A 26,609-nucleotide genomic window follows, 5' to 3' on the forward strand; every position below is an offset into this window, starting at 1 on the left:
GCACTATTATGGTGTAGTGTGTCTTACTGTGCATTTTTATACTGTCTTGCAGGTAAGAGTCTTTATCAATATCAAAAAAACTTAAAGAACGGGGTGAATGTCAATGGAAAAAAACAGATTACATCCTACCGGCTCTGGTAAGAACATCCGAATGAGCTTCCAGCGCCAGAAGGAAGTCCTGGAGATGCCGAACCTGATTGAAGTTCAGAAGAATTCCTATCAGTGGTTTCTCGACGAAGGCTTGAAAGAAGTCTTTGACGATATCTCTCCTATTGAGGACTACAGTGGCAAACTCAGTCTGGAATTTGTTGATTTCAAGCTTTGCGAGGATGAGATTGACAAAAATAAGAATACGATTGAGAAGTGCAAGGAGAGAGATGCAACATTTGCTGCACCTTTAAAGGTAAAGGTTCGCCTTCACAACAAGGAAAAGAACGAATTTACGGAACATGAAATATTTATGGGCGACCTTCCTCTTATGACTGCGACGGGCACGTTCGTTATCAACGGCGCCGAGCGAGTTATAGTCAGTCAGTTGGTACGTTCCCCCGGTATCTACTACGATATCACATACGATAAGGTTGGAAAGGAACTTATAGCATGTACTGTTATTCCTAACAGAGGTGCATGGCTTGAGTATGAGACAGACTCCAATGACGTATTCTACGCAAGAGTTGACAGAACGAGAAAGGTTCCCGTAACAGTTCTTATCAGAGCTCTCGGAATAGGTACAAATGAAGAAATTCTCGAACTCTTCGGCGATGAGCCCAAGATTCAGGGAAGCTTTTCAAAGGACGCTTCATCGGATTATCAGAGCGGCCTTCTTGAACTGTACAGAAAAATCCGTCCCGGTGAGCCTCTTTCTGTAGAGAGCGCAGAGAGCCTTATCAATGCAATGTTCTTCGATTCAAGAAGATATGATCTTGCTAAGGTTGGAAGATATAAGTTCAATAAGAAATTACATTTCAAGAACAGAATTAATGGTCATGTGCTTGCACAGGACGTTGTTGACGAGCTTACAGGTGAGATGATCGCATCTGCAGGTACCAAGGTTGACCGCGCGCTTGCAACAGAAATCCAGAATTCTGCTATTCCTTATGTTTACCTTCAGGAGGAAGAACGCAATGTAAAGGTTCTTTCTAATATGATGGTTGATATTACACACTTCATTGAGTGTGATCCTGCAGAACTTGGAATCAATGAGGATGTTTATTATCCTGTGCTCAAGGAAATCCTTGATGAGTACACAGCTAAGAACGATCCTGAGGGACTTGCTGAGACAATCAAGAAGCGTGTGCATGATCTTATTCCTAAGCACATTACCAGAGAAGACATTATTGCTTCTATCAACTATAACATCAACCTTGAATACGGTATCGGTAATGACGATGATATCGACCACTTGGGTAACAGACGTATCCGTTGCGTAGGTGAGCTTCTTCAGAATCAGTATCGTATCGGTCTTTCAAGACTTGAGAGAGTTGTTCGTGAGAGAATGACAACTCATGATACAGAGGAAGTTTCTCCTCAGATTCTTATTAACATTAAGCCTGTACAGGCAGCTGTTAAAGAATTCTTTGGTTCATCACAGCTTTCACAGTTCATGGATCAGAACAACCCTCTTGGTGAGCTTACTCACAAGAGACGTCTTTCAGCATTGGGACCCGGTGGTCTTTCAAGAGACAGAGCCGGATTCGAGGTTCGAGACGTACACTATACACACTATGGACGTATGTGCCCTATCGAGACACCTGAAGGACCTAACATCGGTCTTATCAACTCACTTGCAAGTTATGCAAGAGTCAATGATTATGGTTTCGTAGAGGCTCCTTATCGTAAGGTAGATCAGTCAGATCCGGAGAATCCCAGAGTAACTGACGAGGTTGAATACCTTACAGCAGATGAAGAAGATAATTATCATGTAGCTCAGGCTAATACACCTCTTGACGAAAACGGATACTTTAAGAACAACACAGTTTCCGGTCGTTACAGAGAGGAGACATCAGCATATCCTAAGACTGCATTTGAGTATATGGACGTGTCTCCGAGAATGGTATTCTCTGTAGCTACAGCACTTATTCCTTTCCTTGAGAACGACGATGCTAACCGTGCGCTCATGGGATCAAACATGCAACGTCAGGCGGTGCCGCTTCTTACAACAGAAGCTCCTGCAGTAGGAACAGGAATGGAGCGTAAGGCAGCTGTTGACTCAGGTGTCTGCGTAGTCGCAAGAAAAGCCGGAACTGTTGATTTTGTTGACAGTAAGCTTATTCAGATGACATATGATGATGGAGAAAAAGAAGAATTCCATCTTATTAAGTTCCAGAGATCTAACCAGAGTAACTGCTACAACCAGAGACCTATCGTATTTAAGGGCGACCACGTTGAAGCAGGACAGGTTATTGCCGACGGTCCTTCAACTTCACAGGGAGAACTCGGACTTGGTAAGAACCCTCTCATCGGATTCATGACATGGGAAGGTTATAACTACGAGGATGCTGTCCTTCTTTCAGAGAGACTTGTACGTGATGATGTATTTACATCTGTACATATTGAGGAATATGAGGCAGAAGCCCGTGAAACAAAGCTTGGACCTGAAGAAATCACAAGAGACGTTCCCGGTGTCGGTGATGATGCACTCAAGGATCTTGACGATCGCGGAATTATCCGTATCGGTGCTGAGGTTCGTGCCGGTGATATCCTTGTAGGTAAGGTTACTCCTAAGGGAGAAACAGAGCTTACAGCAGAAGAGAGACTTCTCAGAGCAATCTTCGGTGAGAAGGCTAGAGAAGTAAGAGATACATCTCTTAAGGTTCCTCACGGTGAATACGGTATCATCGTTGATGCAAAGGTATTTACAAGAGAGAACGGAGACGAGCTTTCACCAGGTGTTAACCAGGCAGTTCGTATTTATATAGCACAGAAGAGAAAGATTTCCGTAGGTGATAAGATGGCAGGACGTCACGGTAACAAGGGTGTCGTTTCCCGCGTACTTCCTATCGAGGATATGCCTTATCTTCCCAACGGAAGACCTCTCGATATCGTGCTTAACCCTCTCGGCGTTCCTTCACGTATGAATATCGGACAGGTCCTCGAGATACATCTTTCACTTGCTGCCAAGGCACTTGGATTTAATATCGCAACACCTATCTTTGACGGTGCTAACGAGATTGATATTCAGGATACACTTGAGATGGCTAACGATTACGTTAACAACTCATGGGAAGATTTTGAAGCTAAGTACAAAGATCTTGTAGTTCCTGAGATTATGGATTACTTATACGAGAACAGAGATCACAGAGAGCTCTGGAAGGGTGTTCCGATAAGATCTGACGGAAAAGTTCAGCTTCGTGACGGTAGAACAGGTCAGAAGTTTGACAGCCCGACAACAATCGGACACATGCATTACCTTAAGCTCCATCACCTTGTTGACGATAAGATCCATGCTCGTTCAACCGGCCCTTACTCACTTGTTACACAGCAGCCTCTGGGTGGTAAAGCTCAGTTCGGTGGACAGCGTTTCGGTGAGATGGAAGTTTGGGCGTTGGAAGCATATGGTGCTGCATACACATTGCAGGAGATTCTTACAGTTAAGTCTGATGATGTTGTTGGACGTGTTAAGACATATGAAGCAATTATCAAGGGTGACAATATACCTGAACCCGGAGTACCTGAGTCATTCAAGGTTCTCTTAAAGGAACTTCAGTCACTCGGACTTGACATCAAAGTTCTTCGCGAAGACAACACAGAAGTTGAAATCAAAGAGAGCGTTGATTATACAGATTCTGATTATCGCACAGAGATTGAAGGCGATAACGCAGGTCGTGACTATGGACAGGAATCATTTGAGGCAAACGGATATACACAGCAGCGTTTCGATGAAAGTGGTGAACTTGTATCGGAAGTTGAAGATTCCGGAAACTTTGATTCAGATGACAGTTTTGATGACTTTGGCGATGCATCTGATGACGAGTGATTTGCAGTAACTAACAAAGCAAAGAAAAGAGGTTACGAATGTCTGATTCAACAATGAATAAAGCAATAAATGAGGCTTCAAGTGGAAGAACAACCCAGCAGCAGACCTATCAGCCGATGACTTTCGACTCAATCAAGATCGGTCTTGCTTCTCCTGAGAAGATCAGAAGCTGGGCACATAGAATTGATAACGATCCCAAGAGCGGAGAAGTTACCAAGCCTGAAACAATTAACTACAGAACATTAAAGCCTGAGAGAGACGGTTTGTTCTGTGAAAGAATCTTTGGACCTACCAAGGACTGGGAATGTCACTGCGGTAAGTACAAGAAGATTAGATATAAAGGTGTTGTCTGCGACCGTTGTGGCGTAGAGATTACAAAGAGTAGCGTACGTCGTGAAAGAATGGGATACATCGAGCTTGCAGCTCCTGTATCACATATCTGGTACTTCAAGGGAATTCCCAGCAGAATGGGACTTATCCTTGATCTTTCACCTCGTGTACTTGAAAAGGTATTGTACTTTGCTTCATACATAGTACTCGATCCCGGTGAGACAACACTTGAGTACAAGCAGGTACTTTCAGAGAAAGAATATCAGGATGCGAGAGAGGAGTGGGGACCTAAGTTCCGTGCAGGAATGGGTGCCGAGGCTATCAAAGAGCTTCTCCTTGATATCGATCTTGAGAAAGAGTATCAGGAACTTAAAGAAGGCCTTGATACTTCCAGCGGACAGAAGAGAACAAGGATCATCAAGCGTCTCGAGGTTGTTGAAGCCTTCAGAGAATCAGGAAATCTTCCTGCATGGATGATCATGGATTGCATCCCTGTAATCCCTCCGGATCTTCGTCCTATGGTACAGCTTGACGGTGGACGTTTTGCAACATCAGATCTTAACGATCTTTACAGAAGAATTATTAACAGAAACAACAGACTTAAGAGACTTCTTGATCTCGGTGCGCCTGATATCATCGTTCGCAACGAGAAGAGAATGCTTCAGGAAGCTGTTGATGCCCTCATCGATAACGGAAGAAGAGGAAGACCTGTTACGGGTCCCGGAAACAGAGCACTTAAGTCACTTTCAGACATGCTTAAGGGTAAGTCCGGAAGATTCCGTCAGAACCTTCTCGGTAAGCGTGTTGACTATTCAGGACGTTCGGTTATCGTTGTAGGACCTGAACTTAAGATTTATCAGTGTGGACTTCCCAAGGAAATGGCTATCGAGCTTTTCAAGCCTTTCGTTATGAAGGAGCTTGTTTCCAGAGGAATTTCACAGAATATAAAGAATGCCAAGAAGCTTGTTGAGAGACTTGACGAGCAGGTATGGGATGTCCTTGAGGACGTTATCAAAGAGCATCCTGTTATGCTTAACCGTGCTCCCACACTTCACAGACTTGGTATTCAGGCTTTCGAGCCTATCCTTGTAGAAGGTAAGGCTATTAAGCTTCATCCTCTTGTATGTACACCTTTCAACGCCGACTTCGACGGTGACCAGATGGCTGTACACCTTCCTCTTTCTGTAGAGGCGCAGGCTGAGTGTAGATTCCTTATGCTCTCACCCAATAACCTGCTTAAGCCTTCAGATGGTGGCCCTGTAAACGTTCCTACACAGGATATGGTACTTGGTATCTACTATCTTACACAGGAAAGACCCGGTGCTATGGGTGAAGGCAAGTTCTTCAAGAGCGTAGACGAAGCAATCCTTGCTTATGAGAACGGATACTGCACATTGCAGACCAGAATCAAGATCAGAATGGATAGAAATAAGCCTGACGGAACAGTTGAGAGCGGAATCGTAGAGTCAACTCTCGGAAGATTCCTCTTTAACGAGATTATTCCTCAGGATCTTGGATTTGTAGACAGAAGCGTTCCGGAGAATGCATTTAAGCTTGAAGTAGACTTCATGGTTGGTAAGAAGCAGCTTAAGCAGATTGTTACCGCTATGATCAATACACACGGAACATTTGCGACAGCAGAAGTTCTTGATAATATTAAGGCTACAGGTTATCACTACTCAACAAGAGCAGCTATGACCGTTTCAATCGCTGATATGACAGTGCCTCCGCAGAAGCAGCAGATGCTTGATGAAGCACAGGCTACAGTTGATAAGATCGCAGCAAACTATCGTCGTGGTCTCATCACTGACGAAGAGCGTTATCGTGCGGTTGTTGATACTTGGATGGAGACCGATAAGGAACTTACAGATGTGCTTCTTGCAGGTCTTGATAAGTACAACAACATCTACATGATGGCTGACTCCGGTGCCCGTGGTAGTAACCAGCAGATCAAGCAGCTTGCAGGTATGCGTGGACTTATGGCTGATACAACAGGTCGTACCATCGAGCTTCCTATCAAGTCAAACTTCCGTGAAGGACTTGATGTTTTGGAATACTTTATGTCAGCTCACGGTGCACGTAAGGGTCTGTCAGATACAGCTCTTAGAACAGCCGATTCAGGATACCTTACACGTCGAATGGTTGACGTATCACAGGAACTCATTATACGTGACATTGACTGCTGTGCCGATAAGGATGTTATCCCCGGAATGACAGTTAAGGCATTCATGGATGGTAAGGAAACCATTGAGCCTTTGAAGGACAGAATCACAGGAAGATATTCATGTGAGACTATAAAGGACAAGGACGGAAACGTAATTGTTAAAAAGAATCATATGATCACTCCTTCCCGTGCTGCTAAGATCCTTTCAGTAGGTGTTAATGCAAAGGGACAGCCTGTTGAGGCGGTTAAGATCCGTACAATCCTTACTTGCCGTTCACATAACGGAATCTGTGCTAAGTGCTACGGTGCTAACATGGCAACAGGTGAGGCTGTACAGGTCGGTGAGGCAGTAGGTATTATCGCTGCTCAGTCAATCGGTGAGCCCGGTACACAGCTTACCATGAGAACATTCCATACAGGTGGTGTTGCCGGTGGTGATATCACACAGGGTCTTCCCCGTGTAGAGGAGTTGTTTGAGGCAAGAAAGCCTAAGGGACTTGCTATTATCTCAGAGCTTGACGGAAGAGCTGAGATCAGAGATACAAAGAAGAAGCGTGAAGTTATCGTAACAAACGATGAGACAGGTGAGTCAAAAGCTTATCTCATTCCTTACGGATCACGTATCAAGGTTCAGGACGGAACAACCATTGAAGCCGGTGACGAACTTACAGAAGGTTCTGTTAACCCTCACGATCTTCTTAAGATTAAGGGAATTCGTGCAGTACAGGATTACCTCTTAAGAGAAGTTCAGAGAGTTTACCGCTTACAGGGTGTTGATATCTGCGATAAGCATATCGAGGTTATCGTTCGTCAGATGCTCAAGAAAGTAAGAATTGACGAGAGCGGAGACACAGATTTCCTTCCCGGAACACTTGTAGATGTGCTTGACTTTGAAGACAGCAATGAAGCACTTACATCTGAAGGTAAGAGACCTGCAGAGGGCAAGCAGGTAATACTTGGTATTACAAAGGCAGCTCTTGCAACAAACTCATTCCTTTCAGCAGCTTCATTCCAGGAGACAACCAAGGTTCTTACAGATGCTGCCATCAAAGGAAAGGTTGATCCACTTATCGGACTTAAGGAAAATGTTATTATCGGTAAGTTGATCCCTGCAGGTACAGGTATGAAGAGATATAGAAATACACCTCTTAATACCGATGCTAACTTCGCTGATTCTGAGAAGCTCATTCTTAAGAAAAAGAAGAGAGATCTTGACGACGAAGTAATTGTCAATGAAGATGATTTCGACGAAGAAGTTTCTGTATCTGAAGACGAATAATAAAAAAGTTGACATTATTTTGATTTATACTTATACTTTATAATTGCGTGTACTTTCAAAGGGGTGATTTTTTACCCCTTTGTTGTATGCATATATGTTTTACATCAAAACAGGAGGTGAAAGGAATGCCAACATTTAACCAGTTAGTTAGAAAGGGTCGTCAGACATCTGTTAAGAAGTCTACAGCACCTGCGTTGCAGAAGGGTTTTAACTCTCTTCATAAGAAAGCAACTGCAACAGCTTCTCCTCAGAAGCGTGGTGTTTGCACAGCTGTTAAGACAGCAACCCCTAAGAAGCCTAACTCTGCTCTGAGAAAAATCGCCAGAGTACGTCTTTCTAACGGTATCGAGGTAACAAGCTACATTCCCGGAGAAGGACACAACCTTCAGGAGCATAGCGTAGTTCTCATCCGTGGTGGAAGAGTTAAGGATCTGCCTGGTACAAGGTATCACATCATCAGAGGTACTCTTGATACTGCAGGCGTAGCCGACAGAAAACAGGCTCGTTCTAAGTATGGCGCTAAGAGACCTAAGGCTGCCAAGTAATTTATTAATTGATCTAATTTTTTAAGTGTTGGGATTCTATTCTGTATAGATATAGTAGTAACACGCCTGTATTACGGGCAGTATTATTGTTCTAAAGTTAGAAAACCGCACGTACACTAAATTAGTGAGTACCGATGATTTATAGTAAGCGGTGAAGATTTTTTCTTCACCAGCGATTCTAAAGGAGGGAAGAACCGTGCCGCGTAAAGGACATATTGTAAAACGTGACGTATTAGCAGATCCTTTATACGATAACAAGGTAGTAACTAAGCTTGTTAATCAGGTTATGCTTGATGGTAAGAAGGGTGTTGCTCAGAAGATCGTATATGGTGCATTTGCACAGGTAGAAGAGAAGGGCGGAAAGCCTGCTCTTGAAATTTTCGAGGGAGCTATGAATAACATCATGCCCGCTCTCGAGGTTAAGGCTAGACGTATTGGTGGTGCTACTTACCAGGTTCCTATCGAGGTTAGACCCGATAGACGTCAGGCGCTTGCACTTCGTTGGCTTGTCACATTTTCACGTGCAAGAGGCGAGAAGACTATGGTTGACAGACTCGCTTCAGAGATTATGGATGCATACAATAACACTGGTGCAGCTGTAAAGAGAAAAGAAGACATGCACAAGATGGCAGAAGCAAACAAGGCATTCTCACATTACAGATTCTAATCTGGTGAGATTTCAGATTTTTTAGGAGGAAGAACCTTTGGCTGATAGACAATACCCATTGGAGAGAACCAGGAACATCGGTATTATGGCGCATATCGACGCAGGTAAGACTACACTTACAGAGCGTATTCTTTACTATACCGGTGTAAACTATAAGATTGGTGAGACCTATGAAGGTACTGCTACCATGGACTGGATGGAACAGGAGCAGGAGAGAGGTATCACTATCACATCTGCAGCTACAACATGCCACTGGACACTTCAGGAAAACGGAAAGACTAAGCCTGGTGCTCTTGAGCATCGTATCAACATCATTGATACACCCGGTCACGTAGACTTTACCGTTGAGGTTGAGCGTTCACTTAGAGTACTTGATGGCGCTGTAGGCGTATTTAGTGCTAAGGAAGGCGTTGAGCCTCAGTCTGAAAATGTTTGGCGTCAGGCTGATGGATTTAATGTTCCCCGTATGGCATTCATCAACAAGATGGATATCATCGGAGCAGACTATTACGGAGCTGTAGAGCAGATTCGTAACAGACTTAAGAAAAATGCAATTATGATTGAAATCCCTATCGGAGCTGAGGATCAGTTCCAGGGAGTTATTGACCTTTTCGAGATGCAGGCATACATCTACAATGACGATAAGGGTGAGGATATCACAATCGGTGAGATTCCTGCAGACCTTAAGGATGATGCTGAGCTTTATCACGGTGAACTCGTTGAGAAGATCTGTGATCTTGATGAGGATCTTATGATGGAATACCTTGAGGGTAATGAGCCTTCTAAGGAAGCTCTTAAGGCTGCACTTCGTAAGGCTACTTGCGAATGTAAGGCTTTCCCTGTATGCTGCGGATCAGCACACAGAAACAGAGGTATTCAGAAGCTTATCGACGCAGTTATCGAATTCATGCCTTCACCTGTTGATATCCCTGCTTGTAAGGGTACAGACATGGATGGCAATGAGATTGAGATTGAGTCAACAGACGATGGCCCGTTTGCAGCTCTTGCATTTAAGATTGTCAGCGATCCTTTCGTAGGAAAGCTTGCATTCTTCCGTGTATATCGTGGTACTGCAAATTCAGGCTCATACGTACTTAACAGCTCAAAAGATAATAAGGAACGTCTCGGACGTATTCTTCAGATGCACGCTAACAAGAGATCTGACCTTGATAAGGTATTCTCCGGTGATATTGCTGCTGCAGTTGGTCTTAAGAACACTGTAACAGGTGATACACTTTGCGATGAGAAGAATCCTGTTATCCTTGAGTCTATGGAATTCCCTGATCCCGTTATCGAGCTTGCTATCGAGCCTAAGACTAAGGCCGGTCAGCAGAAGCTTGATGAGGCTCTTCAGAAGCTTGCTGAAGAAGATCCTACATTCAGAGCTCATACAAACTCTGAGACAGGTCAAACAATTATTGCCGGAATGGGTGAGCTTCACCTTGATATCATCGTAGACAGACTTCTTCGTGAGTATAAGGTTGAGGCTAACGTTGGTGCACCTCAGGTTGCTTACAGAGAGGCTCTTACAAAGGCTGTTGATATCGAGTCTAAGTATGCTAAGCAGTCCGGTGGACGTGGTCAGTACGGACACTGTAAAGTTCGTTTCGAGCCCATGGATGCCAACGGAGATAACCTTTACCAGTTTGATAGCGAAGTTGTCGGTGGTGCTATTCCTAAGGAATTCATCCAGCCTATCAGCGAAGGTATCGAAGAGGCTATGAAGGCCGGAACACTTGGTGGATATCCTGTTGTAGGTGTACATGCTACTGTATACGACGGATCATATCACGAAGTCGATTCATCAGAAATGGCATTCCACATCGCCGGATCAATGGCGTTCAAGGATGCTATGGCTAAGGGATCACCTGTACTTCTTGAGCCTATCATGAAGGTTGAAGTTACAATGCCTGAAGAGTACATGGGAGACGTTATCGGTGACGTTAACTCTCGTCGTGGACGTGTAGAAGGAATGGATGATCTTGGAGGCGGAAAGATCGTAAGAGCTTATGTTCCTCTTGCTGAGATGTTCGGATATGCTACAGACCTTCGTTCAAGAACACAGGGTCGTGGTAACTACTCAATGTTCTTTGAAAAATATGAGCCCGTTCCTAAGAACGTTCAGGAGAAAGTTCTTTCGAATAAGGGAAAATAAATATTGATTAAACGCTAAAATTTGGCTATAATCGATATAGTATGTGAAATTATGTATGTAAATGTTACTCTTAACATTTAACCTTAAGGAGGATATTTAGAAATGGCAAAAGCTAAATTTGACAGAAGCAAACCGCATGTTAACATCGGTACAATCGGACACGTAGATCATGGTAAGACAACACTTACAGCTGCAATCACAGCAGTACTTGCTGATAGAGGATTCAGCCCTGCAGTAGCATTCGATCAGATCGATAAGGCTCCTGAAGAGAAAGAGCGTGGAATCACAATCAACTCAGCTCACATCGAGTATGAGACAGAGAAGAGACACTATGCTCACGTTGACTGCCCTGGCCACGCTGACTATGTAAAGAACATGATCACTGGTGCAGCTCAGATGGATGGATCAATCCTTGTTGTTGCTGCAACTGACGGTGTTATGGCTCAGACAAAGGAGCACGTTCTTCTTGCTCGTCAGGTAGGTGTTCCTTACATCATCGTATTCATGAACAAGTGCGATATGGTTGATGATGAAGAGCTCCTTGACCTCGTAGAGATGGAGATCAGAGACCTTCTTACAGAGTATGAGTTCCCCGGAGATGATACACCTATCATCCGTGGTTCAGCTCTTAAGGCTCTTGAGGATCCTAAGAGCGAGTGGGGTGACAAGATCATCGAGCTCATGAACACAGTTGATGAGTACATCCCTGAACCTACTCGTGAGACAGATAAGCCTTTCCTTATGCCTGTTGAGGACGTATTCACAATCACAGGACGTGGAACAGTTGCTACTGGTAGAGTAGAGAGAGGTGCTCTTAACCTCAACGACGAAATCGAAATCGTTGGTATCAAGGAAGAGACATCTAAGTCTGTTGTAACAGGTATCGAGATGTTCCGTAAGACAATGGATTACTGCGAAGCTGGTGACAACGTAGGTCTTCTTCTTCGTGGTGTAGACCGTGATGGAATCCAGAGAGGTCAGGTTATCACAAAGCCCGGCACAGTAACTTGCCACACAAAGTTCACTGCTGAGGTTTACGTTCTTACAAAGGATGAGGGTGGCCGTCATACACCTTTCTTCACAAACTACAGACCTCAGTTCTACTTCAGAACAACTGACGTTACAGGTGTCTGCAACCTTCCCGATGGTGTTGAGATGTGCATGCCTGGTGACCACGTAACAATGTCAATCGAGCTTATTCACCCTATCGCTATGGAGCAGGGTCTTAAGTTCGCTATCCGTGAGGGTGGACGTACAGTTGGATCAGGTAAGGTTGCTACAATCGTTGAGTAATCTTAACAAACCTAGATTTTATGCAGCTTCCAGAGTTTCTCTGGAAGCTGTTTTTTTGTATACAATCTTGCTAAAAATGGTTTTTGGCTCTAATTTGGCTCTAAAAATTTGGATAAATTCAGAGTCAAGCGAAAGTATTTCAAAATTCATATGTCGAGCTCGCTCGAACAAATGGATTTTGAAATACTTTCATTTGGCGGATATCCGCCAACGAGGAAACGATTTCGTTTCCGAGTCTTGACTCTGATTATATTCAGTATTTATGCGCCTTTGTAAGGTGGAGTCATGGTGCCAATTCTAGCTATGTTTTGTCGAAAATAATTATATATACAACTTGTTTTTGTTATGTGTTAAAATAAATAACAATGGTTGTTAAAATCATTGTTTATTCTTCATGAGTATCCAGAAAGGAGGATTCTATGGCTAATATTAGATCTGTTCAAGATTTTAAGGAATTTCTTAAAGACAACAGAGAACTATTACATAAAAAAGCTGTAAGAATCGAAGATCTTCCTCCTGATGATGATTGGATTCTCGATGATGAATGGGATGAAATCTATGAACAAGAGGTTTTAAAGCGTGGAAAAGTATGAAATTGGGGATGTTTGGTGGGTTCATTTTCCTTTTGAAGATAAGGATTAGGAGAAACGAAGACCTGCAATTATAGTAGACGATGAGACAATTGCCATCCTGGCTATAAAGGTTACAAGTAAAGAAAAGGATAATCCTTACAGCATATTTATTGAAGAATGGCAAAGTGCAGGGCTTACAAAGCCATCATGGGCAATCATTGATAGAATAGTTAGTATTAGTGAAATGTTTATGGATTGTAAGATTGGTGCACTTTCTGAGAATGATTCTACTAAAATTCTGCAATTAGTTGCTGAAATATTAACTGAAAAATTTCATGAGTTTTCACTTTTAGCAGTACAGGACGTGCAAGGTCGCTACTTGCAAATATATGATGATAGATGGGAAAGCTGGCTGTTTCCCTATACAAGGACGACAGAAGATAATAAAGCAAATGTGGATAGCTTTGCTAGTGAGTTGCTTCATAAGGATATAGATACCACCTATGTTACAACTGCTAAACATTGCAAGTATTCTGTGAGCGATAAGATTTATAATCATAAGCTTTATAAAGTTCAGATTGACGATATCCCTGATAACTTATCTGGTGATAAGTATAAATGGATGTCTATCGAAGATTTAGAGTCAGATGAGGCAATTATGGAAAAAAACGATGATATAATTGCCTTTGTTAAGACTAAGTGTTTGTGATATACTTTTACAACGAACGAAAACCTTCGAGGTTTTCAGCGGAAGCGGTGCCAGCATCAATTCCGTTCTTGAAGATTTACCAATTTTGAGCACTCGATTATTGCTTTTTTTGTTCAGTCAGGTATTCTTCATAAGGCGGTATCCGTAAAGGAAACATATTTATAGCGTTAATTCCAAGTATCATCTTCGTAATAGTACCAGTTATCGCATATTTTTTCAGACCTATATCTATGACGGATTCCTTCTTGCATACCATCATATTCATAAGTATCTCCTGTTCCTTCTTTAGGTGTTCCATATTCCATGAGAAGGTCATCAGGCGAGTAGTATATACCACATGAGTAGTTACCATTTTTGTTTTTTAAAAGAATGCACACAGTATCCTTATCGTCATAAAAATTTTTCTTTACAAAAATTTCTTGAACTCTTAAATCAAAATACATTTTGTGAGCATCGATACTCTTTGGTAAAGAACTTTTGCTATAGTATATCTCTACTGTTTCTTCTTGTTCGGTAAGAAGTTGCTCAGCTATACTGTTTAAATATTGATTATTATTTTCTACGTATTGCTTGACTTCTGACAATTTCACAAAATGTACTTGTCGATAAACAAAGAATACAGTACATAAAATAGCAATAACGATAACGCATATCTTCACTATACTTTTAGGAGTTTTTTGGGTATTAATTACCATTTGGGAAGCCTTCCTTTCTCCATTTTATCCCAAGTCCAATTGACTCATGATCTTCAGGCATATCACCATAATCAGGCAATGTATACATATATGGTAGATCGCTTGGATCACGTCTTTTGGTTTGAACGGCAGCTCCTCCTGAATATAATGCAAAATCAGAATAATATTTTGCACCTATATATGAATAAGTCACATTACCAAGAGTTGCAGCATCCATGACTTGCCCATGATAAATAAAATAAGAATTATCTCCTTCTGGATAAGGGATTCCAAAAGCATCCTCCCATTTTCTCTTTTGTTTAATATCCATATCACCACCGGTTTTTACTTTATTGTAAAATGCAACAGTAAGGACCGCTTTTCCAGCAATAGGCGCACCAGTTATCGGATTAGGATCTCCCGGATTTAGTTTGTCAAAATATTTTTCTTGATCAGCTAGCCATTTATCAATCATCTCGGTGTGATCCGGAAGATTGGCATCGGGAATATTTAACGCCTGCAATTCTGCAAGAGTTTTGCCGGTGTTCTTAGACCGATTATAATCATATTCGTTGTCATAATTCTTTTTAGCTTTTTCTTTTCCTTTTTCGAGGCCCTTTTGTAATTGCTTTTGAGCATATCTTTGACCAATCGGAATGCTTGCGGATGCGGCTGATAAATTATTTGCCGAGATTTTTTCAACTGTAAGACTGTTTGCACAAGCATCGTCTATCGCAATCATACTGTCGCGCATCTTAAGAAAAGCTGTCGGAAGCGATTCAGATGTCTCGCGTCTATACATTTCATCCGTTTTGTGTATCTCTTTTAAGATTTCTTGCATCTTCCTTCCTGCGTTAAAAGTGCCTATGCGGTTTGCCTGTCTTAATGCGTTATCAGGAAACACACATTCAGAAGCCGCACCTCTTATATCTTCAACAATATCTGTAAATACGCCGGTATCCATAAAAACCTTGTCTTCTTTAGCCATATATCAGTACTCTCTTAGTTATCAAGATATTAAATATTGTAAATATATTATTAAGATAATACCATGTACATGTAATCCATATCAAGTAATATTTAGGATGTAAAAAAGTCATTGACCTTGGGGTTCAAAAATTGTATATTCTAAAAGAACATCATTAGCTTTTTTTATTTTATCCATATACATATAAAAACTAATAACACCTGCGTTATTAGAAATCTAGATAATACCTCCAATTCTGAAGAAAACTATAATGATAATCAATCTGAGACACAACAGTATGAATTTACTGGAAGTGATGGAAACGTTGAATTGGATGAGTATGGTCATCACAAATTACAATGATAAATCTTAGATGTAGATGAATGAAAGGAGTTTGATGAAATATGGCTACTACTGCAATGGCTAAATGCCCAAAATGTGGGGCGATAATTCCTGCACAGTCAGTCAGTTGTCCTAAGTGTGGTACTCGCTTTAAAAGAAGCACCTCAACTTCAACTGGAACGGCACAGAGCAGAGCTGTAAGTCCCCAGAATTCCTCAGCTAATCGAGCTGTGGTTAATGGTAATAATGCTACAAAAAGTGCTAATCAGCCAAAGCAAACTCCAAGCAAAGTGGAAAAAAAGAAGAACTCATGGATTAGCGTGGCTGCATTAGTTTGTTCATTATTATTCATTACAGGTCCAGTAGCTGTTATTCTTAGTATAATTGATATAGCGAAAAAAGATGACGAACATAAACATGGATTATCTATTGCAGCTATGATCATCGGTTTTTTGGGATGCATGGGATGGGTGTCAGTTTTTTTGCCAAATGCAAAGGACGATGCTTCACAAACTCAGATAGAAGCTCGCAATAGTACAGAAACCAATTCGCAATATAATTATGAGCAAGCGGTAGCTAATGCAAATACTGATAGTGATAATTATAATTCTTCAAAAGTAACTAGGATTATGCCTGATGTTTTAGGACTTGAAAAGTATGATGCAAAAAGTGATATTAGGAACGCACTTGGAAGCTATGTAGATTTTGATGAAGAATTAGTATATAGCGATATTTATGAAAAGGGCGTTGTAGTACGCACAGAGCCAGTTGCTGGAGCGATGGTTGGAGAAGGAGCGACTGTTACATTATATACGTCGAAGGGAAAAGAAAAAATAATGCCCAATTTAATTGGGATGGATGTTGAAAGTGCTGAACAACTACTTTCTGATATGGATATTAGTATGTATACAACAGAAATCTTTAGCGAGAGTGACAAAAATACAATTGTTGCAGCTGAATTTGATCCTGGAACAGATTTGTCAGATGAGTATTCTGTAGATGTAGAAGTATCAAAAGGAAGCTTGCAAGCATTTAAAGACTCAACGCAGGTTATAGGATATGAGGACCTTTACAGATATCCAGAGACATATGAAGAGACCCCATTGAAAATAAATGCAACAATAACAAAAATAGAGGACTCAAGATTACTTGGAATAACTTATAATCTTTCATATTGGGCAACATACGAAGGAGAGACAGTTATCTTATACGATGACAGGTCGGTTCAGGAGCCTACGTTAAAAGTTGGCGACAAGATAACAGCATATGGATATGGCGATGGAAAATCCACTATAGATATTAAGCAGAAAGAGTATCAAGGGAGCCTGTTGATTGGTTTTTCATATAATAAAACTGTGGATTCATATTATGTCCCCAAAATAAAAGTTGAGCATTTTGATATAAGATAAAGAGTCTAGATGGTGTAGGAATGTCGGCTGTTTTTTTGGTACCCGATTTACCAAGAACACTTCGGTGTTCTTTTTTTCTTGCTATAATTGACGCCTGGCTCTAAAATGGCTCTATTTTGGCTCAAAAAAATGAAAGACACCCCGACGGAGTGTCTTTAGAATGAACCATTACCTTAATTCTGAGAACCGGATTCTTTTTGTTCAGCCAAATATTCTTCATATTTTCTTTTTGGATTTATATTAAATCCTAACTATTGATAGTCATGAAAAGCATGTGGCAAATTGACTTATGTTGAACTCAAAAATCGAAATGATTGAGTTTATGTTTTTTTTATCCAGATAAGGTTATTTATGCATTGAGTTATGACGATAAAAGATAAAGAAAACTATAACTATGCATAAATGATTGCTTTTGTATCTACCATAATTCGGCATCATATTCATGGATGTTTATATTTTGGAGGTGCTTTATGAGAATACAACAGAACACGGATGTTCAAATCAATCCTTTACAGAATCAGGACAATGCCAAAATTGCTAATGGCAAAGTGGCGAATAAGAATGGTAATTTGTCCTCAGTATCCGGTGCTAATCTGAAGGGTGAAAGTCTTGTTCAGCAGAGACAGGGACTTGCCAGAAAGCAGGCACTTAAGGTGGTTTCCGATGCATTTGGCGGAGAAAAGAAGCTGGATGCTCAGATGCAGTCTATTAAAGATGAGATAAAGCGCCTTCAGGACGAGATCAACGAAAAAACAGCGAACACTATGGAGAATGACGCTAAGTTAAAAGAGCTTCAGGAAGAATATGGTATTGATCCCGATGGTGAAGAGAGCAAGGAACTGTCAAAACTGGCATTCAAGATGAATAATTCCAAAGACGGATTATATGATGAAGAAATCAGTAAAATGTCGGAGTATCAGCAGAAAGCACTTTACTATGTGGCAGCAAATCAGCAGAATTCTCTTGATATAGACAAAGCTAAGGCTCAGCAGATGGGAAATGTTCAGGGCTACGCAGATATGAAAAGAGAGCGAGCTAAGTCACAGGATATGGAAAAAGCCCAGGATGCAGCTGAGGAAATAATGGAGGCGGCTAACGGAGAGGCTATAGCTCTTTTGACACAGGAAGCGGTCGAGCATGTTGATAAAGAGCAGAAGGAACGTGAGGAAGAAGCCAAAGAAGCTGCCGAAAAGAAGAAAGAAGAGAAGAAGGAAGAAGCAAAGAAACTCGAAAAAGAAGCTATGCAGCAGGAAATGATAGAGAACATCAAGGAACATGCTGCAGAGAGCCAGAGGACCAGTGCTGATACAAAACGAGCCGTTGCAAGAAGAGAACGAGCCGAAGCTGACAGCATTGGAGCAGAGGATGCCCAGAGAACTGTTATTTCTGAGGGTGCATCAATGGAGGATACTCAAAATGCTGTTAATTCTGAAATTACGAATATCCTCAACAAGCTTAGCCTTCTTTCGAATGATGTAAAAGGAAGTGCTATAGATAGTCAGTTGTGATGGCCGTTGGCTCTAAAATGCCGATACATTTTATATAAAAAAATAAATACAACAAGAATACAGGATATTGGAACAAAAACATGAATAAACTTTACAATCATCAACGGGGGTATTGGAATGGATATGTTTTTAATGAATGTAAATGGTATTTTTAGGGAAAAAGTTGGTAAAGCAGAGTATTATTCAAATGAAAACAGAGGAGGTACTCCTCATACCAATAAGGATAAATTAGATATAGATGGGGATACTATTGAAATATCAGATGAAGCTTATGCAGCACAGCAAGATAATCAAATTACTGCAACTTCAGGTGAAGATATATTGGGAATATCAAAGGGAGATAAAGAAAACACATTTATAATTCACTTTGCGGATCCGGAAATGGTGATCATAAACCTCAAATTCATCAAAGAAGCGTAGAAGGCGTTGACTGGTCTCAGTTTGAATGGAAAACATATGATAGCCGAATTACGGTATCGACGGAAGATAACGAAGTAGAAGATGTTTATGAGGGAGAGATTATATTGAATCCCGGTCGCTCTACAAATGATGTAAACAATACTGTATAATAAAACCTGCTTGATATAAACATACATACATATTTTGAGTAGGGCGATGAAAAAGAAGATTATAGTTTTAGATGGAATTTTTATATATATGATACTTTTTATGCTTCTGGCGTTGTTTTTTCATAAAATACCGCCGATAGCATGGCTTTGGGAAAATGTTTTCGGAGGTAATATTTTTTTCCCGCTGAGCGTCTGCTTGTTGTTTGAAATGATCATGGCTATTGTGACGATTGGTGCCACAATGCGCTGTTTAACATCAACTCGTAAATATGGAAGAGAAGAGGCAATTTCACTTGCAAGAATACAGATGATTGTCAGAGTGGCGCAGATACCGGCATTTGTCATTATTTTTATTGCAGGTGTGATCGGAGTTCTAACGATTTTTACTATAGGAATCTCGCTGGCTTTGGCATTTTTTGATTTTATAAGTATCATTGTTACCGGGATTTGCTCTGTGGGTGTATATAGTGTTCTTGCCAAGACAGGACTTATTACCGATAAAGAGCGCATCAAATATTCGTTGGCGAGCTTTATCTATTTTGCTGATGTAGCTACTGCAATTTCCTGTTACGAGAATTTCGAACATGAAATCCATAACGAAAATTATGACTGGGATGGACTTAACAAAGAATGATATTTTAAATGAGATGTGAAACAGAGGACTATGCATGGAAGACAGTATTAAGATAATTCCGCTTGGCGGATTTGACAAGATTGGTATGAATATAACTCTGATAGAGTCTTCGGACAGCATAATCGCCATCGACTGCGGTATGTCTTTTCCGCCCGATAATCTGCCCGGTGTTGCGGCGATAATACCCGATGTGAGCTATCTTAGTGAGAATAGCGATAAGTTTAAAGGAATAATTCTTACGCACGGGCATGAGGATCATATAGGCGCGCTTCCGTATGTTTTTGATGGAATCAATGTGCCTGTTTATGGCACTCCGCTTACGATTGCCATGGTGGAAAAGAAATTTCGGGACTTTGGGATAAAAAAAGTAAAGACGAAAGCGATAAAGTTTGGAAGTACAATAGTTGTAGGTGATTTCAAGATCGAATTCATCAGAGGAAATCACAGCATACCGGATTCGGCTATGCTGGCAATCTATACATCTCAAGGAATAATCTTTAACACAGGCGATTTTAAATTTGACATGTCCCCTGTAATGAGCAAAACGGCAGACCTTGCCAGATTAACGGCGATAGGAACCAAGGGCGTTCTGGCAGTTTTATCTGATAGCACAAATGCCATGCAGAGCGGCTTTTCTAGATCGGAGCGATATGTAAACGATCAGCTCGACAGATTTTTTAATATGTATCGAAAAAACAGGCTTATCATCGTAACTTTTGCGACCAACATGGAAAGAGTTCAGCAGATAATAAATCTCGCTCTTAAATACGGGCGTAAAATAGCGCTTGAAGGAGATCTTCTGCTTGATGTCTTTTCGGCGGCCCGAAAGCTGGGATATATCAATATTCCCGATAATATGCTTGTGGAAAACGATATGCTTGATAAATGCAAGGATGAAGAGCTGATATTCCTTACTACGGGAAACCACGGCGAATCCGTAAAATGTATCTCTGAGATCGCGGCAGGGAATAATCCCGTCATCAGGATAAAGAAAAATGATGTGGTCCTTTTCAGTTCGGTCACGATACATGGAAGTGAGCTTGAATTTAGTCATACTATAAACAGCCTTGAGGAGCAGGGGGCCAGAATAGAATTTCAGGATCTTCATGCTACGGGACATGCTTGCGCCGAAGAGCTAAAGCTGTTATTTACAATGCTTCATCCAAAATTTGTTATCCCCGCTCACGGTGAGTACAGATACAGGCGTGAAGCCAAGAGAATAGCCATGGAAGTGGGAATATCGTCTGATGATGTATTTCTCATAAAGAATGGCGATATTATTGAGCTAAAAGAGGACAAATGCGAGATCGTAGGCAAGATTCCTTTAAATGAGATACTTATTGATGGCAGGGAAAAGAGTAAGATTGACAACCTGGTTATCTGCGACAGAATGAGACTGTCGGAGTCAGGCGTAGTCATAATCGAGATATGTATTGATAAAAAAACCGGAAGATGCGTGTCAGATCTTAACATCAGGTGCAGAGGATTTCTTGATGAAGAGAAATTCAGTGAGATATCGGACGAGCTAAAGGACCTCTCAATGAAGGAAATATCAAGGTTTCTTGGGCAGGGAGTAAGGGATGAGCGCATCAGTAATGGCATTACCGCTTTAGCAGAAAATTTTATCAAAGAAAAATGCGAAAAAACACCAATAGTTATTGCTTTTGTAACAAATGTCATGCTATAATTTGTATACAAAATGGAATTGGTTACAATATATAGCTGAAAGGCAATGCTTTTATGAAGCGGATTACGTCGGTTTTTTATTCGGAATCGAGTATTTCGAGTCGTGAAAAGAAATATATATATGTGACAGAATATGAAGAGGGGGCTTAGTATGCCTTATTTTCATGTTCTGTCATTTTTTTGATATAAGAAGGCGGAAGCGGCAATGTCATTTTCTATTGAGACATTTTTATTTGTTACAATAATATTAATATTGTTCTATCTGATAAAAAAAGCAAGGGCAGTGATATTACTTGCGGCAAGTCTGGTATTTATTTATCACCTTGATGTAGGCTCATTTATATGGATTTTGGCGGTAACGGCGATAGTTTACGGTGTTGGAATCGCAGAAGATAAGCTCATTGAGCGCATAGAAAAAAAGAAAGATAAGAGTGAGGTTACACTGAAGATTTTGGTAGTGGCAAGCGTTGTGCTGTGTGCGGTACTTCTTTTTGCCCTAAAAAATATCGCAAGATGGGGAGAGCGGGATGATGCTCTTATAAAAATCCTTTTACCTATCGGTTTTTCATACTATATCTTTCAGGCAATATCCTATATTGTGGATGTGTACAGACGTAAGGCCAAAGCGGAAAAGAATCCGATAAATTTCGCACTTTATATGTGCTATTTTCCAAAGTTCGTAAGCGGACCGATTGAGAGATCCGATACCTTTTTAGTGCGGGTAAAAGAGCTTTCGGGAGTCAGATTATTTGGAAATAAACGCTTTTCAATTTCTTTTTCAACCATAATCTACGGATACTTCCTTAAAGTGGTTGTGGCTGACAGACTGGCTTTTTTTACAACAAGATTATTAAATGATTCCGCAAGATTCGGAGCGGCATGGCTGTTTCTTGGAATGGTCATGTATTCGATCCAGATATATTGTGACTTTGCGGGATACAGTGCGGTTGCGATAGGAATATCAAATCTTTTTGGAATAGAACTTACCGAGAATTTTCATGCTCCGTACCTTTCAAGGAATATCAGCGAGTTCTGGAGAAAGTGGCATATATCCCTATCAAGGTGGCTTAGGGACTATATATATATTCCGCTTGGAGGAAGCAGGAAGGGAAATGCACGAAGATTTTTGAATACCGCGATCGTGTTTATCATATGTGGTATCTGGCACGGAGCAGATGCAAGTTTTCTTGCATGGGGACTGCTTCACGGATTCTATGTGATGGCATTTGGACTTTATTCTGAAGCAAAAAGAAAGCGAGCGACCGGTAAAGAACCGGCATCTATCATGAATGTTGCAGGAATGGTTTTCACATTTTTGATTGTTTCGTTTGCATGGATCTTTTTCGGTGCGCCAAATATTGGAAGTGGTGCCTGCTATGTCGGAAGAATGTTGTCAATGACACCCGGGGTTGATTCTTTTGCGGCACAGGCGGCAGATATCGGAGCATCGAGACGAGATATGATACTACCGATCTATGGCGTGGTTGTTCTTGCGCTCGATCTGCTGATAGCAAGAAAAGATAAGAGGATAGGAAGAGCTATGCAGGGGATTCCTGATGTTGCACGATATGCTGTTTTGTATGGAATGATCATGGCAATCCTGCTGCTTGGAATATATGGACCGGGGTACAATGCAAGCAGTTTTATGTATGTGAATTTTTAAAATGCGATAAAAAGCATGTTGGTGGAATTAGATGTTAAAAAGGTTTTTTGACAATAGATTTAGGATTTTGTTTGTGATCGTCACAATCTTTTCCGTATGGTATTGTGACGGCGTTTTGAGTATAAAAAATGACGACGGTGTTATGCAGGCTGCAGCCATGTATCATCAGCCGCGAGGCACTGTTGATGTTGTGATGATGGGATCAAGTCACGTTCACTATGCGATAGATACGGGCAAGCTCTGGGACGATTATGGTATTTCGGCATATGACTACAGCGCCGCCGAGCAGCCGCTTTGGATCACATATTACTATCTGAAGGAACTATGCAAGTCGCAGAAGCCCAAGGTTCTTGTGCTTGACATGTATTCGCCTGCATTCCAAAAAGATGATTATCAGTATAAATGGATGCTTCCAAATGCACTTGGTATGCGCTTTTCGCTAAATAAGATGGAGATGTTTAAGGCAAGCGTTGAAAAAGAGCATTTTTCTGAGTTTTTCCCAAGCTTTGCAGTCTATCATGGGAGGTTAAGCGGGCTTACCGCAGATGACTTCACATATCCGTTCAGAAAATATAAGTATCTTAGGAACTTTAAGGGCTTTAAGCCAATGACCAAGGTGACGCCGCAGACAAGGCCGACGATAACGCAGACAAACAGCGAAGATCTGACTGAGAAATCCGCGCTCTACCTTCGGAAGATAATCGACTATACGAGGGAAAAAGGCATCGATATGTACATGATCGTGACGCCGTATGTGGTTACCGATGAACAGGAGCTTGTATATAACAGGTTAAAAGAGATCGCGCAGGAGAATAATATCGGATTTACAAACTACAACCATGATTACGACGAGATAGGACTTGATTTTGAAAAAGACTTTATGGATGAATCGCACCTAAATTATTATGGGGCAGATAAGTTTACAGGGTATCTCGGAAAAGATATCACAGAAAGATTTGATCTTCCCGACCACCGCGGAGATAAGAAGTATAAATCATGGGAAGAGAACAGCCGTGAGATAAAAAAGAGTGTAAGCGACTGAAGCTATAGAATGAGAGAATCTTGTTTCATTAAAAAATGAGGCAAGGTTCTTTTTTTTTAAAAAATATTACCCTTGACATGTATCGGAACCCGATATAGTATGTAGATGAACGATATATATAGATTTGCGATATAAGTATTCAATATATAAGGAGGTCAATATGGCTGTAGATAAGTCTCTTTTGACAGGTAGCAGTACAATGCTGGTTTTAAAACTACTCTCGGAAAAAGATATGTACGGATATGAAATGATAGATACTTTAAGAAAAAAATCACAGAACGTCTTTGAATTTAAGGCGGGCACTCTTTACCCCCTTCTCCATGGACTTGAGGAGAAAGGAATGCTCAAATCATATGAGCAGGAATTTCTAGGCAAGACAAGAAAGTATTACAGTATCACCAAGGAAGGAAGAAAGCTCTTAAAGAGCAAGACAGAGGAGTGGAAGGAATATTCCGGCGCAATTGCAAGCGTATTGGCTTATGGTGTATAAGTCTGCCGGCAAGAATGCTTATTCGAAGCATGTAGATATAAGTAGAGGATAGATATAGAAAAAGAGATGTACTGAGAATATTAAGGAGGAGCAAACGTTATGTCAGCATTAATTTCGGTAATAGTGTTTGGCAATAGCATAGGTTTATGTCAGATGTTCTTGGTAGCTGTTTTGCTTGTGTGGTTGTGTATATTTTGTATAACAGGCGATCGCTATGATATGAGAAGTGACGTACTTGCAAGTATTGAAGGAATTTGTACCGAGGATTCTGTACGAAAAGAAGAAAAGAATGTACAACAAACGAGAGATAAATATATAGACAGTGATAAAACTAAATTGAGGAAAAAACTAAAAGAAGAACAAGAAGAGGATTGCGGGAGTAATCCGCAAACTGTAGATAAAAAAGCAGTCTGATAGAAAATATAGTATATAGAAAAGAGAGAAAAGCATCGGCGATGGAGGGCTCGTATGGAAGAATATATAAAGATGTTACTTGAGCAAGTGAGATTTCAAAAAGCTCACAAGGCAATAGGTGACGAACTCAGATCGCATATAGAAGACCAGATAGAAAACAATATATCGGAAGGAATGGATAAAGAGACAGCGGAAAAAACAGCTGTCGAAGATATGGGAGACCCGGTTGAAGCAGGAATTGCACTTGATAAAGTGCACAGACCGCAGGTTGCGTGGGGAGTTATTGTTGCAGCGATTCTCGTTGGTATCGTGGGAATAGTAATTAAGTTCTTTTTAAGCAATGTACCCTCATCAACGTACGATGGAATGGCCATTTACATACCGGGGAAAATGATACTTGCAGATGATACCGGTTATTACATACACTATGTCATTTACGGAATCGCTGTAATGCTGATCATGTATCTTGTAGATTATACAACGGTTGCGAAATATTCCGAGATAATAGCGGTTATACTACTTTTTTCTTACTCAATGGACACTTTTATAGATAAAAGAATAGCAAATTTAGAAGCAAACGGTGATGTGATTCCAAACATATATAGATCTTTATCAGGATTCTTTAGCGGATCGGGATCAAGAGTCTTTTTACTTGTACCGCTTTTTGCAGGAATAATTTATAAGTACAGGGGACAGAAATACAAGGGACTTATAAAATCACTTATCTGGATAGTGGTTATAGGCCTGGTTTCTATCGGAAGATATCAGCAATTTCGTGCGACAGTTATCGTAATTTGTTTGCTGGCGGAGCTTACCATAGCAATACAGAAAGAATGGATAAAAGTTCCGAAAGCAAGGACCATCGTATCAATATGGTCTTTATTTGCAATAATTCCCATAGCAATAATCAGGTTCATGTATAACAGCAGGCTTTTAAGCGTACATAAAATGGATGTTGTAAGAGCGTTTTTGGCTCCCACTACTTCCAAGAATCAGGCAAAAGAGATCTTGAGTGGTGTAAAGGCTTTTGGCAGCGGCACAGTGAGTTACTTCGGAGGAAAGCTGACTGCATCAACAAGTTCGCTTGTAAGTTCAGGAGTTTTTTCCCAATATATTGAACGAGAAAGCTATGTTATCACTAAGATTGCGGCGGTTCTTGGAGGTGCATTGACATTTGCTGTCATTGCCGCTGTAGTAGCTTTGATCGTTTTTGGATTTGTAACAACCGCAAAGACAAAGAATCAGTTGGGAGTTGTAATGGGAAGTGGCTGTATGATGTGGCTGATCATAAATGCGATTTTTAATATAGGTGTAGGTACCGGATTGTTGCCTTCATTTTATCACACATCTTTTTTACCGTTCATATCAGACCACAAGGTAGTCGCATCCTATGCCTTTCTTGGAATAATACTCAGTATATACAAATATAAGGATGCTTATCCGCAGCACATTGACATAACAATTTACAGTAAGTCAAAAATCTCGAGTCGTGAAATACAAGACTAAATAATAAAGACACAA

General features: G+C 40.8%; 19 protein-coding genes and 1 pseudogene. 18 read left to right on the plus strand and 2 right to left on the minus strand.

Annotation, left to right across the window (positions count from 1 at the left end; all coding sequences use genetic code 11):
• Nucleotides 1-103: 103 nt before the first annotated feature.
• The 8 genes and pseudogenes from BLP87_RS10415 to BLP87_RS10445 form a co-directional block, all read left to right on the plus strand.
• The gene (locus BLP87_RS10415; protein WP_074462656.1) at nucleotides 104-3,976 is read left to right on the plus strand and encodes a DNA-directed RNA polymerase subunit beta; all 3,873 of its coding nucleotides are present in this window, start codon (nucleotides 104-106) and stop codon (nucleotides 3,974-3,976) included.
• 53 nt (nucleotides 3,977-4,029) lie between these two features.
• The gene (rpoC, locus tag BLP87_RS10420) at nucleotides 4,030-7,749 is read left to right on the plus strand and encodes a DNA-directed RNA polymerase subunit beta' (RefSeq protein WP_074462701.1); all 3,720 of its coding nucleotides are present in this window, start codon (nucleotides 4,030-4,032) and stop codon (nucleotides 7,747-7,749) included.
• Between the two features lie 125 nt (nucleotides 7,750-7,874).
• Nucleotides 7,875-8,294, plus strand: coding sequence for a 30S ribosomal protein S12 (gene rpsL / locus BLP87_RS10425; protein WP_026515647.1), 420 nt, complete (start codon nucleotides 7,875-7,877; stop codon nucleotides 8,292-8,294).
• A gap of 196 nt (nucleotides 8,295-8,490) precedes the next feature.
• Nucleotides 8,491-8,961 (plus strand): 30S ribosomal protein S7, encoded by a 471-nt coding sequence (rpsG, locus tag BLP87_RS10430; protein ID WP_026515646.1) that lies wholly within the window; start codon nucleotides 8,491-8,493, stop codon nucleotides 8,959-8,961.
• A gap of 37 nt (nucleotides 8,962-8,998) precedes the next feature.
• Nucleotides 8,999-11,116, plus strand: coding sequence for an elongation factor G (gene fusA / locus BLP87_RS10435; RefSeq protein WP_074462657.1), 2,118 nt, complete (start codon nucleotides 8,999-9,001; stop codon nucleotides 11,114-11,116).
• A gap of 102 nt (nucleotides 11,117-11,218) precedes the next feature.
• A complete protein-coding gene (tuf, locus tag BLP87_RS10440) occupies nucleotides 11,219-12,409 on the plus strand; it encodes an elongation factor Tu (protein WP_026655662.1) in 1,191 nt (396 codons plus the stop codon).
• A 419-nt stretch (nucleotides 12,410-12,828) separates the two neighbouring features.
• Nucleotides 12,829-13,002 carry a hypothetical protein gene (locus tag BLP87_RS16065; RefSeq protein ID WP_176756637.1) on the plus strand — a complete coding sequence of 58 codons (174 nt, stop codon included), beginning with the start codon at nucleotides 12,829-12,831 and terminating at the stop codon, nucleotides 13,000-13,002.
• Between the two features lie 64 nt (nucleotides 13,003-13,066).
• Nucleotides 13,067-13,690, plus strand: a pseudogene (locus tag BLP87_RS10445) (type II toxin-antitoxin system PemK/MazF family toxin); the annotation flags it as partial.
• A 167-nt stretch (nucleotides 13,691-13,857) separates the two neighbouring features.
• Here BLP87_RS10445 and BLP87_RS10450 read toward each other — a convergent pair.
• Nucleotides 13,858-14,385: a hypothetical protein gene (locus tag BLP87_RS10450; protein ID WP_074462659.1), complete on the minus strand. Its 528-nt coding sequence runs from the start codon at nucleotides 14,383-14,385 to the stop codon at nucleotides 13,858-13,860.
• The gene (locus BLP87_RS10455; RefSeq protein ID WP_074462660.1) at nucleotides 14,375-15,352 is read right to left on the minus strand and encodes a polymorphic toxin type 44 domain-containing protein; all 978 of its coding nucleotides are present in this window, start codon (nucleotides 15,350-15,352) and stop codon (nucleotides 14,375-14,377) included. The genes BLP87_RS10450 and BLP87_RS10455 overlap by 11 nt, the downstream gene beginning before the upstream one ends.
• A 383-nt stretch (nucleotides 15,353-15,735) precedes the next feature.
• Here BLP87_RS10455 and BLP87_RS10460 point away from each other — a divergent pair, with 383 nt between their 5' ends.
• The 10 genes from BLP87_RS10460 (at nucleotide 15,736) to BLP87_RS10505 (ending at nucleotide 26,594) form a co-directional block, all read left to right on the plus strand.
• Nucleotides 15,736-17,082 carry a PASTA domain-containing protein gene (locus tag BLP87_RS10460; protein ID WP_074462661.1) on the plus strand — a complete coding sequence of 449 codons (1,347 nt, stop codon included), beginning with the start codon at nucleotides 15,736-15,738 and terminating at the stop codon, nucleotides 17,080-17,082.
• A gap of 470 nt (nucleotides 17,083-17,552) precedes the next feature.
• Nucleotides 17,553-18,590 (plus strand): hypothetical protein, encoded by a 1,038-nt coding sequence (locus BLP87_RS10465; protein ID WP_074462662.1) that lies wholly within the window; start codon nucleotides 17,553-17,555, stop codon nucleotides 18,588-18,590.
• A 117-nt stretch (nucleotides 18,591-18,707) separates the two neighbouring features.
• The gene (locus BLP87_RS10470; RefSeq protein ID WP_074462663.1) at nucleotides 18,708-19,010 is read left to right on the plus strand and encodes a hypothetical protein; all 303 of its coding nucleotides are present in this window, start codon (nucleotides 18,708-18,710) and stop codon (nucleotides 19,008-19,010) included.
• Between the two features lie 195 nt (nucleotides 19,011-19,205).
• Nucleotides 19,206-19,793 (plus strand): hypothetical protein, encoded by a 588-nt coding sequence (locus tag BLP87_RS10475; RefSeq protein WP_074462664.1) that lies wholly within the window; start codon nucleotides 19,206-19,208, stop codon nucleotides 19,791-19,793.
• Nucleotides 19,794-19,827: 34 nt separating this feature from the next.
• Entirely contained in the window at nucleotides 19,828-21,480 is a 1,653-nt protein-coding gene (locus BLP87_RS10480) for a ribonuclease J (protein WP_074462665.1), read from the plus strand.
• A gap of 204 nt (nucleotides 21,481-21,684) precedes the next feature.
• Complete coding sequence (locus tag BLP87_RS10485) at nucleotides 21,685-23,142, plus strand: MBOAT family O-acyltransferase (RefSeq protein ID WP_074462666.1); 1,458 nt, start codon at nucleotides 21,685-21,687, stop codon at nucleotides 23,140-23,142.
• 31 nt (nucleotides 23,143-23,173) lie between these two features.
• Nucleotides 23,174-24,184 (plus strand): beta/alpha barrel domain-containing protein, encoded by a 1,011-nt coding sequence (locus BLP87_RS10490; protein ID WP_074462667.1) that lies wholly within the window; start codon nucleotides 23,174-23,176, stop codon nucleotides 24,182-24,184.
• Nucleotides 24,185-24,344: 160 nt separating this feature from the next.
• Entirely contained in the window at nucleotides 24,345-24,674 is a 330-nt protein-coding gene (locus BLP87_RS10495; RefSeq protein WP_074462668.1) for a PadR family transcriptional regulator, read from the plus strand.
• Between the two features lie 99 nt (nucleotides 24,675-24,773).
• Nucleotides 24,774-25,088, plus strand: coding sequence for a hypothetical protein (locus BLP87_RS10500; RefSeq protein ID WP_074462669.1), 315 nt, complete (start codon nucleotides 24,774-24,776; stop codon nucleotides 25,086-25,088).
• A 54-nt stretch (nucleotides 25,089-25,142) separates the two neighbouring features.
• Entirely contained in the window at nucleotides 25,143-26,594 is a 1,452-nt protein-coding gene (locus BLP87_RS10505) for a permease prefix domain 1-containing protein (protein WP_074462670.1), read from the plus strand.
• Nucleotides 26,595-26,609 lie beyond the last annotated feature (15 nt).

It is taken from the genome of Butyrivibrio hungatei (genome assembly GCF_900101605.1).
Lineage (GTDB): Bacteria > Bacillota > Clostridia > Lachnospirales > Lachnospiraceae > Butyrivibrio > Butyrivibrio hungatei_B.